General features: G+C 44.4%; 11 protein-coding genes. 10 read left to right on the forward strand and 1 reads right to left on the reverse strand.

All coding sequences use genetic code 11. The features are described from left to right. Positions 1-8 precede the first annotated feature (8 nt). From BLR32_RS12510 to BLR32_RS12535, 6 genes are all read left to right on the forward strand, one after another. Complete coding sequence (locus BLR32_RS12510; protein WP_089832221.1) at positions 9-1,703, forward strand: SusD/RagB family nutrient-binding outer membrane lipoprotein; 1,695 nt, start codon at positions 9-11, stop codon at positions 1,701-1,703. Positions 1,704-2,052: 349 nt separating this feature from the next. Continuing rightward, a complete protein-coding gene (locus tag BLR32_RS12515) occupies positions 2,053-2,628 on the forward strand; it encodes a redoxin domain-containing protein (protein ID WP_089832223.1) in 576 nt (191 codons plus the stop codon). Between the two features lie 21 nt (positions 2,629-2,649). After that, complete coding sequence (locus BLR32_RS12520) at positions 2,650-3,981, forward strand: cytochrome c (protein ID WP_089832225.1); 1,332 nt, start codon at positions 2,650-2,652, stop codon at positions 3,979-3,981. Positions 3,982-4,467: 486 nt separating this feature from the next. After that, positions 4,468-7,779, forward strand: a complete 3,312-nt coding sequence (locus BLR32_RS12525) for a SusC/RagA family TonB-linked outer membrane protein (protein ID WP_089832227.1) — start codon at positions 4,468-4,470, stop codon at positions 7,777-7,779. A gap of 37 nt (positions 7,780-7,816) precedes the next feature. Further along, positions 7,817-9,412 (forward strand): SusD/RagB family nutrient-binding outer membrane lipoprotein, encoded by a 1,596-nt coding sequence (locus BLR32_RS12530; RefSeq protein ID WP_089832229.1) that lies wholly within the window; start codon positions 7,817-7,819, stop codon positions 9,410-9,412. A gap of 186 nt (positions 9,413-9,598) precedes the next feature. Continuing rightward, a complete protein-coding gene (locus tag BLR32_RS12535; RefSeq protein ID WP_245705416.1) occupies positions 9,599-11,014 on the forward strand; it encodes a monooxygenase in 1,416 nt (471 codons plus the stop codon). A 33-nt stretch (positions 11,015-11,047) separates the two neighbouring features. Here BLR32_RS12535 and mutS read toward each other — a convergent pair whose 3' ends face one another. Then, positions 11,048-13,654, reverse strand: a complete 2,607-nt coding sequence (gene mutS / locus BLR32_RS12540; protein WP_089832231.1) for a DNA mismatch repair protein MutS — start codon at positions 13,652-13,654, stop codon at positions 11,048-11,050. Between the two features lie 87 nt (positions 13,655-13,741). On the opposite strand from mutS, the gene BLR32_RS12545 reads away from it, so the two are divergent. From BLR32_RS12545 to def, 4 genes are all read left to right on the forward strand, one after another. After that, a complete protein-coding gene (locus BLR32_RS12545) occupies positions 13,742-14,281 on the forward strand; it encodes an RNA methyltransferase (RefSeq protein ID WP_176842257.1) in 540 nt (179 codons plus the stop codon). Beyond that, positions 14,278-15,144 carry a UbiA-like polyprenyltransferase gene (locus BLR32_RS12550; protein ID WP_089832235.1) on the forward strand — a complete coding sequence of 289 codons (867 nt, stop codon included), beginning with the start codon at positions 14,278-14,280 and terminating at the stop codon, positions 15,142-15,144. Before BLR32_RS12545 ends, BLR32_RS12550 begins: the two co-directional genes overlap by 4 nt. A 9-nt stretch (positions 15,145-15,153) precedes the next feature. Beyond that, the gene (gene ruvX, locus BLR32_RS12555) at positions 15,154-15,564 is read left to right on the forward strand and encodes a Holliday junction resolvase RuvX (protein ID WP_089832237.1); all 411 of its coding nucleotides are present in this window, start codon (positions 15,154-15,156) and stop codon (positions 15,562-15,564) included. A 111-nt stretch (positions 15,565-15,675) separates the two neighbouring features. Further along, positions 15,676-16,254, forward strand: a complete 579-nt coding sequence (def, locus tag BLR32_RS12560) for a peptide deformylase (protein ID WP_089832239.1) — start codon at positions 15,676-15,678, stop codon at positions 16,252-16,254. The last annotated feature ends 14 nt before the right edge of the window (positions 16,255-16,268 follow it).

Genomic DNA, 16,268 nt, shown 5'->3' on the forward strand with positions numbered 1-16,268 from the left:
GAAAACAGATGACAACTATATATAGCAAGTTTAAAAAGTATGGCATTTATGCGATGATGCTGAGCACATTCGCAGCTTGTCAGAAAAGCAAGTTTGCAGAAATCAATACAGATCCCGAGAAACTGCCTACAGTGACCCCTGAAGGGCAATTCGTGAATGCTGTTGTACAGATACACAGTGGTGACTTCGAATACTATTACGACTTCTACCGCACTATCATGCCGTTCACAGAAATGACAACATTGAACGGAGGTAACACTGCAAACTTCATTAGCGATAATACCGGTAACGCTAACAACCGTTATGGATATTATTACACCAGGGTAGGTAATAACCTGGTGAACGTAGTGAAGCTGATTGAGGCTATGCCTGCAGAGGATCAGGCGAAGAGAGCGCACGAAAAGGCGATCGCAAAGCTGATGAATATTTACTACGCATGGTATGTATCTGACATCAACGGTAGCATTCCTTACTCAGAGGCTTTCCAGGCACGTTACGGTGGTACTATTACTCCTAAATACGATACACAGGCAGCACTGTATGACCTGTGGGATACAGAGCTGAAAGCAATTGCAGCTACACTGGCTGACAATTCTGTAGCGCAGACTACTTACGGATCAAATGATCCCTACTATGGAGGTGTATCTGCAAAATGGCTGAAATGTGCTAATTCCCTGCGTCTGAAGATAGCTTCACGTCTGTCTAAAGTAGCGCCCGAAAAACTGAAGAGCATTGCTACTGAAGTACTGGCTGCAGGTGGTTTGTTTGAAGATAATTCAGATGATCTGGAACTGGTCGCAGGTGATAAATTCACAGAGGGTGGTAACTGGAATCCGCTTGGTTTCCATTCATCCAAATCCCTGGTAGATTTCATGCTGGCGAATGCAGATCCACGTCTGAGGGTCTTCTATCAGAAGAATGATTATTCAGCGGAAAACTTTAATCTTGCTGTGGCGCAGGGTGCATTACCTGCTGGCTCGGTACAGCCGACCAACCGTTATGTAGGTGCGTTTTCCAGCCCTGACGCCGTGAGTGCTAATCCTGGTTATTTCAGGACAAGAAAGATCATAAATGCGAAGGGGCTCGAGCAAAATCTGGATACTGTTTCCCTCATCCAGTACCGTCTGTTCCAGCCTGAATATACATACGACAATTTGCCGGGTACTGGTCACGTTACTTTCCCGCTCTTGTCTTATGCTGACATCTGCTTTCTGCGTGCCGAGCTTGCTGCGAAAGGTATAGCTGGTTCTGATGCGGAAGGCTGGTACTACAAAGGGGTAGAAGCTTCCATCAGGAACTATGATGCAATGGCGGCTACTGCTAAACTGCCTGACTATGTTCCGGTAACAGATGCTGAGATCGCAAACTATAAGAACAGTCCAGGTGTGAAGTATGTTGCTGGTAATGGAGAAGCGCTGATCGCTTCTCAGGCATTCCTGAACTATTACAAGAATCCGAACGAAGCATGGGCTATCCTTAAAAGGTTAGGTATGCCTAACGCTTCTACACCATTGGCGCTTGAAGTAATGAAAGCAAGTGGTGTTGTACAGGTGATCCCAAGAAGGGCGTCTCTGAACGTTGCGGATGAAACCAATCTGAACATTGCCAACAACAAGGCTGCATTAGCAGAAATGGCCCAGAATCCGGATTTCGGAGAAGGTCCTTCTGATATCTTCGGCCGTGTTTGGTGGGATAAGAAATAGAAAAGTGAAAATAATAAAGAGCCCTATCATTTGATGGGGCTCTTTTTATGTAAACCAAATATATTATCCTGAATGATATGTTGTTGGCAGACTGAGTAGAGTAGTTGGATATAAAAAAGTGACCTTCTTTATACGATATTTTTATTTATTTGTATATCTTACAGTCGTAAGTAGACAGAAAAGAAACAACAGCTGGTTTGCGATGTAACATACAGGCAAATCAGAAAGAAGAAGCAAGAGATTTTATCAACCGAAACGTGTTAGAAGTTATGAAGAAACTAAGGTAGACACACCACTGCCTTAATATCAACCAGATCGGATATAACTGTTATGATAAACTAAATTCGTTATGTCGAGACTATTTTTTTGTGCCCTGTTGTCGGGGATCTTGTCGGTACATACGTTGAGCGCACAATTGATTGCCAGCGCCAATGTGATGTCTGCCGGCCGTTTAAAAGATTATAAAGGAAAAACATTTACTGTAAAACCTGCAGGCAAGCCTGTGGTATATATCTTTCTTTCACCTGAATGTCCTTTGTGTAAGAACTATGCACCTGTGTTACAGGAGATGCAGCGTAAGTATAAGGATGTGCAGTTCTATGGTATCATCAGTGGCCGTACATTCACACAAAGTGAAGTAGCCGAATATGCAAAAGATTACAACATCACTTTCCCGATATTAATGGACACCGATAAAAAGGTGGCTACTTATCTTAATGCAACAGTAACCCCGGAAGCCCTGCTCATTGGCAACAACGGAAAAGAGTATTACAGGGGCCTGATAGATGATTGGGTAACAGGACTGGGTACCAAAAGGGTGAAAGCTACGAGGAAGTATCTGGAGCAGGCGATTAACAATTTTTTGACAGGAAATGAACTGGTATCGCAAACAACGCCAATTGGTTGTCTGATCAGTAATTATTGAGTTTTATATTAAGTGGCGCGTATGCGATACAGCATTGCAGTATCTGTAGTATTCTTTTTTATCTTCAATATATCACGTGTAACAGCACAGCGTATTACATGGAGTGAGCATATCGCTCCGCTGATACATCGTAACTGTACACCTTGTCACCAGAATGGAGATGCTGCGCCATTTCCATTAGTGACCTATGAAGATGTTGCTAAAAGAGCTGCATTTGTGAAGAAAGTAACGCAGAGCAGGTATATGCCACCATGGAAACCTGATACGCATTATTCTACTTTTGCAAACGAGCGGAAACTGACAGACGAAGAGATTGCGATGCTCGCGGAATGGGCTGATGGTGGTATGCCGAAAGGAAAGAAGACTGCAGTAAAAGATGAAGAGCTGGTTGTTGCAGGTACACATACACATCATAACCGCAAGCCAGACCTGGTGCTGAAGATGAACAAGCCCTTTCATGTGAAAGGAGATAACCTGGAAAGATTTATTGTATACAAGATACCGTTTGAGCTGCCTGATTCTGCTAATGTGGAAGCCATCCAGTTCACAACAACAAATCATAAGATCATACACCACGCCAATTATGAAGTGGATGCAGTGCCCGATCTGGATATTTACAATACAGACGACTACATCAACCTCACCGAAGATAACCGCTTCAAGTACGATCAGTATGTACCTTTCAGGAAACACATGATCTACTACGGTGGATGGATACCTGGTTCTTTCGGAGAATCTTATCCTGAAAACATCGGTTGGGTAATGCCGAAGAGAGGAGTGATACTGCTGACCATGCACTATGCACCGGTGGCAAAGGAAGAGGATAACGTGAGTGGCGTGGAAATTTATTTTACAAAGACACCTGTAAAACGTCAGATAAGGGCGATAAGCCTGGGTTCCGGCGGCGTTGGTGAAAAAGAGATTGACCCTTTCTTTTACATCCCGGCCAATGCTGTCAAGACCTTCAAAGTAAAAGTGACTACTCCTGAAGATCAGTCTTTGTTGTATGTGTGGCCACACATGCATTACATAGGTAAAGTCTTTAAGGCTTACGGTGTAACACCAGAAAAAGACACAATCAAACTGGTACGTATTCCTGACTGGAACTTCAACTGGCAGGAGATATACTGGTTCCCGACATTGAAAAAAATCCCTAAAGGTACTATCCTCACCATAGAGGGTACTTACGACAACACTGCTAACAACCCGAATAACCCAGCTAACCCACCGCAATTAGTTTACTCTAACGGAGACATGAAATCGACTGATGAAATGTTAACCTTGGTTATGGTTTATTTACCTTATGAGAATGGCGATGAAAGCGTCATTTTGAAGAAAAACGAAAGATTTTGAAAGAAGACACATGGTAGTATTTTGTTGATTAAACATGTAATCTTCTCATTTTTAATGCATTGTTAACAAAAAGGCAAAAAACTGTTAAATGTTTTTTGTTCTTCATTTTATTTTTTATAGTTTGGCATCCACGAACAAAAAGTAAAATTTTGTTTAATGTGTGAAAGAGATTTGCGTAATTACGGGACATGCATTAGAGTAAACAAGCGTAAGGAGTAACTATTAATACAAGAAAAGAGTAACTATTTAATAAAATTTTGTGCGGACTGGATGAAGACGCCTATGCCTTTAATTGTTTTTTAAAGAAAAACGGAAATCGAGAAAGACGATTCAAACGGGCTATGCTTAGCGGTATACTATAACCTGCTTTTACATCTGAGTTTAAAACTTTGAAAGTCCCCTATTTCGTTGCCGACCAGGCGACCAGGGATATCTATGTCACTTTGAGACTAAACAACAAATAATAATTAAAACCTAAAGAAAGCTATGCGAAGATCATTTCTTGTGTGTACATTGCTTTTCTTATGCTGCTGCCTGACCGCACTGGCACAAAATAAGATAGTAGTTACCGGAGCTGTCAAAGACGCCAAGGGTACACCTCTCCCTGGTGTAACCGTTAAAGAAAAGGGTGCTTCCAATGGTGCCATGTCCAATCCGGACGGAAGTTTCAAGCTGTCAGTTCCAGCAGAAGCTACATTGGTAATTTCATATGTAGGATTTGTCGCTCAGGAAATTCCGGTAGGAGGTAAGACGAGCTTTGACGTGACTCTTCAGGAAGATAACAAAAACCTGAACGAAGTGGTGGTAACTGCAATGGGTATCAAAAGAGAAACCCGTGCATTAGGTTATGCGGTAAGTACAGTTAGTTCTAAAGAATTAACACAGACTGCGAGCCCTACCATCGGATCTGCATTGTATGGTAAAGCAGCAGGTGTGAAGATCATCACTGCTCCTGGTGGTGCTTCCAGCGCTGTTACTATCCAGGTGAGAGGTGTGTCTTCCATCGGTCAGAACACACAGCCTTTATATGTAATTGACGGTGTGCCTATCAGAAACTTCAGCAACCCTTCTACCAACTCCTTCGGTACTGCCAATGGAAGAATTGAAGGTAACGGTGCTGCTGATATCAACCCACAGGACATTGAAACCCTGACAATTCTGAAAGGTGCAAGTGCAACTGCACTGTATGGTTCTGAAGCAACTAACGGTGTTGTTGTGATCACTACCAAGAAAGGTGCTAAAGGCAGAGGTATGGGTGTAGAATTTAACTATTCTTACAACCAGGAAAAAATAGCAAATTCTCCGGATTATCAGAATGAGTATGGCCCAGGTTACAATCCTGCTCTTAACTTGTCTGCTACTCAAAACTTTGGTAAAAGCGCTGAAGGTTGGTTTACTGAGGCAGACGGTGCTGTACACCCTTACTACAGGGCATATGGCCAGTTCGGTCCTAAATTTGACGGCCGTGAAGTAACTTACTGGGATGGTTCCAAAAGGAAATACGTAGCTAATCCTGATAACTACAAAGATTTTTATCAGACTGGGTACAACTCTGTTGCAAACGTAGCAATCTCTAATGCAAACGATAAAGGTAGCTACCGTTTCTCTTATACACGTACAGATTACAAGAGCATCATGCCAGGAAGTAATCTGTATAAAAACAACTTTAGCTTCAACGGTACGCTGAAACTGAATGAGAAAGTAAGTGTAGACCTCATCTCTACTTACAACAACTACTTCAACCATAACCGTCCAAACGCTACCAGCAACGTATTCAACTCTTACGGTGGTTTCTTTAGCCGTTTCGATGATATGAGTGTTTATAAAAACAAATATCAGACAAGAAATGGTTACAAATATGTGTTGTATAACAATACCAGCTATGATCAGCAGGATAAAATCCTGTATAATATCAGAGCTTCTCAGTTAATGGATTACCTGTGGGATAACCTGCGTAACAGCTACGATGAAACGCAGAACCGTTTCATCAATAGCGCTACCCTGAACATTTCAGTGCTGGACAACCTGAAAGTAAGAGGTAGAGTGGGTGGTGACTTCACCAACCTGGCAGCATCTGACATGAGGTACAATGAAAAACCAGCTACACTGGGTTACACAGGTCTTTATGCAACTGAAGCCAGAAACAACAACGTGTTCTACGGAGATGCGATGGCAATTTATAATCCTAAGTTGACCAAAGACCTGGATATGACTGTTACCGGTGGTTTCACTGCACGTAAGACTACTTACAAATATAACAGAGTAGCTACTGAAGGCGGTCTGGTAACTGAAAACTGGTTCAATATTGGTAACTCTGCCCAGCAGATCAAAGGTCAGTCTGAGCGTGCAACACAATATGATGTTGCTGGCTTCGGTATCCTGAACTTCGCGTATAAAGGCTTCCTGTATGTAGAAGGTACCGGCCGTTATGAGTCTACCTCTACACTGCCTGTTGCTGTAAACAGCTACTTCTATCCATCTTTCAATGCTGGTTTCGTACTGTCTGACGTAGTGAAAATGCCAAAAGCTGTTAGTTACGCTAAGGTGAGAGGTTCTTACGGTTTCGTGGGTAACCACCCTAATCTGTATCAGTCCAATGTACTGTACAATCAGGTGGGGGTTACATACAACCAGGGGAACGTACTCTACCAACAGCCTAATGGTACCCAGTTTGGTAACGGTAAGCTGAAATCAGAGAAGAAAAGAGAAGCTGAAATCGGTTTGGATTTAAGATTGATAGACAACAAGGTTAGCGTAGACTTCAGTTACTACAACAACAAAGTAAGTGATCAGATCCTCTACAGATCTATTGCAGGTTCTAACGGTGCTACCTCTATGCTGGTGAATGCTGGTGACATGTCTAACTATGGTTATGAAGCAGCGATCAGCGCTACTCCTATCGACCATAAAGACTTCCGCTGGAATACCCGTTTCAACTTTGCAGTTAACAGAAACAGACTGGATAAACTTACTGAAGGTCAGACTAGCCTGATCAGCAGAAGCCTGGATGGTGGTTATGCAATCATCCGTTCTGAAGTAGGAGATGCATTGGGTAACATCTATGTACACCCTAATACCACAGATGGTAAAGGTAACAAGGTAGTAGGTGATGACGGTCTGTATACAGTTGATAAAGGTTCGTATATTAAAGTTGGTAACCTGATGCCTAAAATTGTAGGTGGTTTCTCCAACACTGTTACTTATAAGAACTTTGCACTGGACTTCACACTGGATTACCGTTTCGGTGGCAACCTGATCTCTACTCCTACATATTACCAGATCGGTGCAGGTATGTTTAAATCTACACTGCAGTACAGAGATGCAGCTCATGGCGGTCTCGCTTATCATGTAGTGGGTGATGAAGCATCTCAGGATGTTACTAAATATACCTATGTAGCAGATCCTAATGGCCCACGTCATGATGGTCTGATCCTGCCTGGCGTAAAAGCTGATGGTAGTAAAAACGACAGGGTTATCTCTGCCGCTGACTATTACCTGAACAACTATAACTGGGAAACTGAAGGAGACTACTCCGCTGCTGTGTTAAAAAACAGTTATATCAAAGTACGTGAAATCGCGTTGACTTATTCTCTGCCACAGGTGTTTGCTAACAAGCTGCACTTCCAGGGCCTGCAATTTTCTCTCATAGGACGTAACCTGTTCTATGTTTATAAATCTCTGCCTTATGGTGTAGATCCTGAAGTTGCTGTTGGTTCTTCCTGGCTGGATCAGGGTATCGATGGTGGTACCGCAGGTCCTACAAGGAGCTTGGGTGCGAGCCTCCGTGCACGTTTCTAATATGGTGTAATTGTAAAAACGGATAAATAGAAATTAAATGAAAAGAATCTTCTTAAATATAACCCTCCTCTGTACGCTGGCAGGCATGTTCAGTTCCTGTTCAAAGAAGATAGAGGAGTCTTACCAGAATCCTGAGAAAATCTCTGATGGTTCCTTAAGTAAACTCTTAACAGGTATGTATCTGAACAAGAGGATACACCCTTCTTACTGGGATTACTATACCTTCATTATGCCAACGCTGTCTCTGTATACGCAGACTGTAGCAACCGGCCCTGGTAACCAGATGTACGTTGCGAACCCTGACTATGGTGAAAACCGTTGGGTGGATTTCTATGCAGGTTTTAAAGGTGACGATAACGACCTTAACTATAACGGTCCTGGTATACTCAGCAACTACCGTGAGATGCAGCTGACACTGGGTAAAATGTCAGCTGAACAGCAGCAGAAGAACCTGGTTTATCTGAAATGTGCTGAAGTACTGGTGTACGATCAGGCTGCACAGATGATTGATCTCTGGGGAGATATTCCTTTCTCTGAAGCTGGTGGTCTGAATACTCCCACCCGTTACATCCAGGATCCAGCATACGATGATGCTAAAACACTGTATTCTACTATCATCACTAATCTGAAAGCGCTGAACACTTACTTCGATACGGTAACGGTAGCAAGTGAGGTTAAATCTGAACTTACAGGTTCTGATATTCTGTTAAAAGGTGACCTGGTTGCATGGCAACGTTATGCAAACTCTCTGCGTCTGCGCCTGTTAATGCGTATTTCCAATGTAGATGAGGCAACTGCAAAAACAGAAGTAACTGCAATGCTGAGCGATGCGAATGCTTATCCATTAGTTACATCTAATGCACAGAACGTGCTGTTCAGAGAAAGCCCTACCGCTGTAAGAAGTGACCTGGCCGATGTATTCCGTGATTACTCTTTCGCGCCTGAATATCTGCTGAACACCGTAATGGTGAATAACGCAGACCCACGCGTAGAAGTGTTATGGGATGCTGATGATGAGAATGGTTTCAAAGGCTTCCCTTATAATGGTAGCGTTGGTGATATTGAAGACCAGAGACGTTTATATGCTGTATACGACACCGCTACTTTCATGTACAATGATAACATCCCTGGTGTGATCATGACAGCATCAGAAGTTAGCTTCCTGAAAGCTGAAGCAAATGAAAGATGGACTTTAGGTGATGCTGCTGCTGAATATACCAATGGTATCAAACAATCCATCGAGTTCTACTATGGTATTAATCAGTCAGCTATTAAGAAGCAGGGTGTTACCTTCACCCGTGCAGCACTGGCGTCTCCAGCCGGCACTGCTATTGATGCTTACCTGGCTAAACCAGCTATCGCTTATGCCGGTACTCAAACTGAAAAACTGCAGAAGATCTGGCTTCAGAAATGGGAACACTTCTTCGTATTGCAGACTAACCAGTCATGGGCTGAAGTTAGAAGAACAGACTATCCGGCGCTGCAGTTTGCAACTGTAAGCAATGCTACAGCTCCGAAACCTCCTGTACGTCTGTTGTATCCTAGCACTGAGAAACTTTACAATGCTGAAAACTATAGTAAAGTATCCGCGAAAGATACCCGCGACACCAAAATTTTCTGGGACGTTAAATAATCCCGGTTAAAATATCTCCTGATAAGGGCTGGCCATAGTGCCGGCCCTTATCATTTTATGACCGTTCCTTCCCGCCGATGATCACAATCAGGGGGAATTTTTATAATATATGGAATCAGTTTTTTACTTTAGTAAGGGAAATGAAGTATTATATCAACCATTGTCTATAGGTGATCATCTTTACAGATGACCTCGCGTTACCAATATTATCGCTATACTACTTCAGACAATTACCTGTTATTTAATTACAGCCATCAGTACTTTACTGATTTTATTCATCAGAGGATGTTCTCAAAAGGTATTATATCGCTTTGCTGCTATCTGGTGCTTTCTTTCTTTATATGCCACGTTTCTGCACAGCAGATCACCTGGTCGCAACACATTGCACCTATTATCCACCGAAACTGCACGCCCTGCCACAGGCAAGGGGAGGCAGCACCCTTTTCACTGCTCACGTATGAAGAAGTGGCCAAAAGAGCTTCCTTTATCAAACGGGTAACGGAAAGTCATTACATGCCACCATGGAAGCCAGATCCGCATTATGTAAAGTTCGCCAATGAGAGGAAATTGACAGAAGAAGAGATCAGGCTAATTGGTGAATGGGCGGAACACGGAATGCCGAGAGGAGAGAGTACAGACAAAGAAGCAACACCTTCTTATGTAAGCGGAACCCTGTTCAACCGCCAGCCGGACCTGGTGCTGAAAATGAAGTCATCCTATGTACTGAAGGGAGATAATGTGGAACGGTTCATCGTCTATAAAATGCCTTTTGAATTACCGGATTCTGTTGCTGTAGAAGCCATAGAGTTTACTTCAAATAACAGGAAAGTGATCCATCATGCGAACTATGAAATAGACGATGTGCCGGATGCAGACCTGTATAATACAGCAGACTATGTTGACAATACAGAGTCACATCTTGACTACTATCAGCAATATGTGAGTTACCGCAAGAAGATGAAATACTTCGGCGGATGGATCCCCGGCAGCAGTTATGAGTCTTACCCTGATGATATGGGCTGGATAATGCCTAAGCGGGGCGTAGTGTTGTTAACAGTGCATTATGCACCTGTAGGAAAAGATGAAGAAGTGATCAGTGGTGTACAGTTCTTTTTCAAAAAGAAACCGGTAAAGCGGCAGATAAAAGCGACTACATATGGTTCCGGTGGATTAGGGGAGAAGGATATCGAACCTTTCTTTTATATCCCTGCTAATGTTGAGAAGAGTTTTAAAGTAAATGTGAAGATAACAGAAACACAGTCGCTGATGTATGTATGGCCGCATATGCACCTGCTGGGTAAAACATTCAAAGCATATGCTGTGACGCCGGAGAAAGATACCATACGATTAGTGTCTATCCCACAATGGGATTTCAACTGGCAGGAAATATACTGGTTCCCTAAGCTGATAAAGATCCCGAAAGGAACAGTGCTCACTATCGAGGGCACATATGATAATACAGTGAACAACGCCTCCAATCCTTCTTTCCCGCCTCAGCTGGTATATGGCGCCATGCGAACGAAAGATGAAATGATGACGATGATCTTGATGACGATACCTTATGAAAATGGGGATGAGGAACGGGAGATAAAACGAAAGTAAGTAAAGAGGGCTCGCTTTAAGCGAGCCCTCTTTTTATATCAGATTCTTTATTTCATTCAGTTTCAGCAATGCCTCTACCGGCGTTAGCCTGTTAATATCCACATCTCCCAACATATCCCTGATCTGCTTAAAGGTATCACTATGCGCATCAAAGATGCTGAGCTGTACCTTCTGTGTTGGGCCTGCAATATCTTTCACGTGTTTATCCAGCGGAGCATCGATGTGTTTCTCCTCCAGGTGTGCCAGTACTTCATTGGCGCGTTGTATCAATTGTGGCGGCATACCGGCCATACGGGCCACATGAATACCGAAACTATGACGACTACCACCTGGCGCCAGTTTGCGGAGGAAGATCACTTTGTTGCCGGATTCCTTATTGGTGATATGGAAGTTTTTGATACGGCTATGCTTGTTCTCCAGTTCATTCAGTTCATGATAGTGTGTAGCGAACAATGTTTTAGGCCTGTGCTGCGTCATATCATGCAGGTATTCCACGATGCTCCAGGCAATGGAGATACCATCGTAAGTACTGGTACCACGACCTATTTCATCAAGGATAACGAGGCTGCGTGGCGTGATATTGTTGATGATGCTGGCCGTTTCATTCATTTCAACCATGAAGGTAGATTCACCACCACTCAGGTTATCGGAAGCGCCAACACGGGTGAATATCTTGTCTGTCAATCCTATTTCTGCCGCAGCTGCGGGTACGAAGCTACCCATGTGCGCCATCAGCGTGATCAACGCCGTCTGACGCAGCAGAGCGGATTTACCACTCATGTTAGGTCCCGTCAGGATGATGATCTGTTGCGCTTCTTTATCCAGCAATATGTCATTGGCCACATAACTTTCACCGGGAGGTAAGCCGCGTTCAATCACAGGGTGTCTGCCTTCACGGATGTCCAGGTGATAGCCTTCAGTAACATTCGGACGACGGTATTTATAGTGAATGGCGTTGTGCGCAAAACTCAGCAGACAGTCTATGCGCGCCAGCAGTTGTGCATTCTGCTGGATGGCGTGAATGTAAGGTTGCAATGCCTGTAGCAGTTCATCAAATAGCTGTGCTTCCAGCGCGAGGATCTTTTCTTCCGCGCCGACTATCTTTTCTTCATACTCCTTCAGTTCCGGCGTGATATAACGCTCGGCATTAGCCAGCGTCTGTTTGCGGATCCAGGTGTCTGGTACTTTGTTCTTATGCGCATTCGTTACTTCCAGGTAGTAGCCGAACACATTGTTGAAAGCCACTTTCAGGCTTGGAATGCCGGTAGCGTCTGATTCTGCCTGTTGAATGCGTAGCAGGTATTCCTTGCCGGAATGGGCAATGTTACGGAGATCGTCCAGGTCAGGATGAACGCCCTTTTGAATGACACCTCCCTTGCTGACGAGCACCGGCGGTGTTTCCATTACCTGCTCGAGTATACGACAGAGGATATCAGGACAGTGGTTCAGCTTTTCGCTGAGTTGTGTGAGGTAAGGATGGCCTGTTTCTGCCAATAGTTTCTTAACGCCTTCCACCTGCTGCAGTGCTTTGGCCAGGGACATTACTTCCCTCGGATTGATCTTCCGCAGCGGTATTTTGGATACGAGACGTTCCAGGTCGCCGGTCTGTTTCAGATGCGCCAACAGGTCCCTGGAAAGGTCTGACTGTTTAATAAAGAACTCCGTCACATCCAGTCGCTCGTTGATCTGGTTGATGTCCCGCAAGGGGAGTATCAGCCAGCGTTTCAGCAGCCTGGCGCCCATAGGAGTTACGGTGCTGTCCAGGGTAGCCAGCAGGGTATGGCCGTTTTCTACACTGCTGCCCAGCAGTTCCAGGTTACGGATCGTGAACCGGTCCATCCAGAGGAAGTCGTCCTGTTCTATCCGTTGCATGCCGGTGATGTGCTGCAGGTGCGGATGTTCGGTATCGCGCAGGTAGTGTAGCGCGGCGCCTGCGGCAATAATGGCGTCGGAAAGACTCTCCACACCAAAGCCTTTGAGACTGTGCGTTTCAAACTGTTTTAGCAGGATCTCCTGTGCATAGTTAGCCGTGAAGATCCACTCTTCCAGTGTATATGTATAGAATTTGGAACCGAATTGTTCCTTGAAATGTTTCTGTTGCTGACGGGCATAGAGGACTTCCGCAGGTTTGAAGCTCTGGAGGAGTTTATCCACATATTCCAGGCTACCTTGGGCAATGTAGAATTCCCCCGTGGAAATATCCAGGAAGGATACCCCTGTATTGTCTTTACCGAAATGTACTGCCGCCAGGAAGTTGTTGCTGGCGTTTTCGAGGATCTTGTCATTGACGGCCACACCGGGAGTTACCATTTCAGTCACCCCGCGTTTAACAATACCTTTTACTGTTTTGGGATCTTCCAGCTGGTCGCATACCGCTACACGGTAACCTGCTTTTACGAGCTTATGGAGATAAGTGTCCAGGGAATGATGTGGAAAACCTGCCAGGTCCTGCTGGGAGGCAGAACCATTTGCTCTTTTGGTGAGCACAATCCCCAATACTTTGGATGCAATGATCGCATCCTCATTAAAAGTTTCATAAAAATCTCCCACACGGAACAGCAGCACGGCATCCGGGTAACGGGCTTTAATAGCCTTATGCTGTTGCATGAGAGGGGTTTCTACTGATTTGCTTTTTGCCATTCGGCAAATATATAATAATGTCGGGACGTGTTGAAAGACAGATGTACACATACCGGTACACTATTCATTTTGTCGTACTTTTGCAAAATGCGAAAATTAAGCATGGATGAACTTGGCCGCAAAACGGTGGACCAGTTCAAGGCGGCAGATAAGACACCTTTGGTGCTGGTACTGGACAATGTACGCAGCATGCATAATGTAGGATCGGTATTCCGTACGGCAGATGGTTTCCTTTTACAGGGCATCGTTTTATGCGGATATACCCCCGTTCCCCCTCACCGTGATATTCAGAAAACTGCTTTAGGCGCCACAGAAACTGTTGAATGGCAGTACTTTCCCACTACAGTGGAGGCAGTAACGGCCCTCCGGGAGGCAGGGTATACGATTATGGCAATAGAGCAGGCGGTGAACAGTGTGATGCTGGATACCTTCGAGCCGGCAGCCGGCAAACCATTGGCGCTGGTATTCGGTAACGAGGTAACAGGTGTAGATGCGGATGTAATGAAACTGGTAGATGGCTGTATCGAAATACCGCAGTCAGGCATGAAACATTCATTAAATATCTCTGTGAGTACTGGTATTGTGGTTTGGGATATATTTGCAAAACTGAAAAAACAGGCAAAATGATTGTCACGATCAATAAATATCTTTCGCTGGTAAAATTCGCCCACACGATATTCGCCATGCCTTTCGCGCTGACAGGCTTTTTTATTGCTACCACCAAGACCGATCATACGTTCAGCTGGCAGTCTTTCGTACTGGTAATATTGTGTATGGTATTTGCCCGTAGTGCGGCGATGGCGTTTAACCGTTACCTGGATGCGGATATTGACAGAAAAAATCCCCGTACGGTGAACAGGGAGATCCCACGCGGTGTGATCACAGAGAAGAATGCGCTGACCTTTGTCATTGTGAATTGCCTGCTCTTCATCAGCTGCACCTGGTTTATCAACCTCTTATGTTTTATCCTGTCGCCCGTAGCCTTGCTGGTGGTGCTGGGATATAGCTATACCAAACGTTTCACGGCTTTGTGTCACCTGGTACTGGGATTGGGTTTATCCCTGGCGCCGGTAGGAGCTTACCTGGCGGTTACAGGTCACTTCGCGGTATTGCCGGTATTGTTATCCTGTTTGGTACTGTGCTGGGTGTCTGGTTTCGACATTATTTATTCTTTACAGGATGAAGATTTCGACCGTTCACTGTCCCTGAACTCTATTCCTGCCTGGCTGGGAAAAGCAGGCGCACTGCATTTCTCTGAAGTGCTGCACCTGGTAGCAGGTGTGCTGGCAATCATTATTGGTATTTATGGTGGCTTCCACTGGTTATATGCGATCGGTGCACTGGTATTTATTGTCATGCTGATCTCCCAGCACCTGCTGGTAAAACCCAATGATCTCAGCCGTGTCAACATAGCCTTTATGACTACAAATGGTATTGCCAGCGTGGTATTTGCCGTATTCGCCATTGCCGATATGTTTATCATCGGATAATTTGTTCATATGGCGCGCATCCTTGCAATAGACTACGGAAAAAAGAGAACAGGCCTTGCAGTAACAGACCCGCTGCAGATGATTGCCTCAGGTCTTACTACTGTGGCTACCCACGACCTGATCCCTTATCTCAAGAAATACCTGGCCGCTGAGGCGGTAGAATTGATATTGATAGGGGACCCAAAGAACCTTGACGGGGAAGCTACTGATGCTACCGCCCTTGTAGCAGAGTGTGTACGCATCCTCCAGAAGAATTTTCCTCAGATCCCGGTGAAGAAAGTGGACGAACGTTTCACCTCGAAAATTGCCTTCCGGTCCATGATAGACAGTGGCCTGAAAAAGAAGGACCGCCAGAATAAGGGACTGGTGGATGAGATCAGCGCTACGATCATCCTGCAGGAATATTTGCAGTATAAATAATTGAATTGTCAGGACTTAGCTATTTGTGGCGATGATTAATCTCCGCATTTCAATTCATGATGCCTATTTCCCGATTGATACTTACCTTTGCATTTTTGAAAATTTTTAGAAATGATTCTACCTATAGTTGCTTACGGTCATCCGGTACTACGGAAAATGTGTGAAGATATTACTCCTGATTACCCTCAGTTAGAGCAACTTATTGCCAATATGTGGGAAACCATGTATGGTTCCAGTGGAGTGGGACTGGCAGCGCCACAGATCAACAGGCCGATCCGTCTTTTTGTAGTAGATAGTGAGCAGATCATCAACAGTCTGGAAGAGGATGAGAAGAGCGAATATCCTGGCGATAATGGCGTGAAACAGGTATTTATCAATGCGCATATTGTAAGCACCGGCGGTGAGGAATGGCCTTACAACGAAGGATGCCTTAGTATCCCTAAGATCCGGGAAGATGTATATCGTCCGGAAACCGTGACCATCCGTTATGTAGATGAAAAATTCCAGCCACAGGAAAAGACTTTCACAGGCATTACTGCCCGCGTTATATTTCATGAGTACGACCATATTGATGGTAAACTATTCATCGATCACCTGAAGCCATTAAAGAGAAGGATGCTGAAAGGCAAACTGGACGATATCACCAAGGGTAAGATCAACGTAGATTACAAAATGATATTTCACAAATAAAATAAGTGAAAATT

It is taken from the genome of Chitinophaga filiformis, from assembly GCF_900102545.1.
Classification (GTDB): Bacteria; Bacteroidota; Bacteroidia; order Chitinophagales; family Chitinophagaceae; genus Chitinophaga; species Chitinophaga filiformis.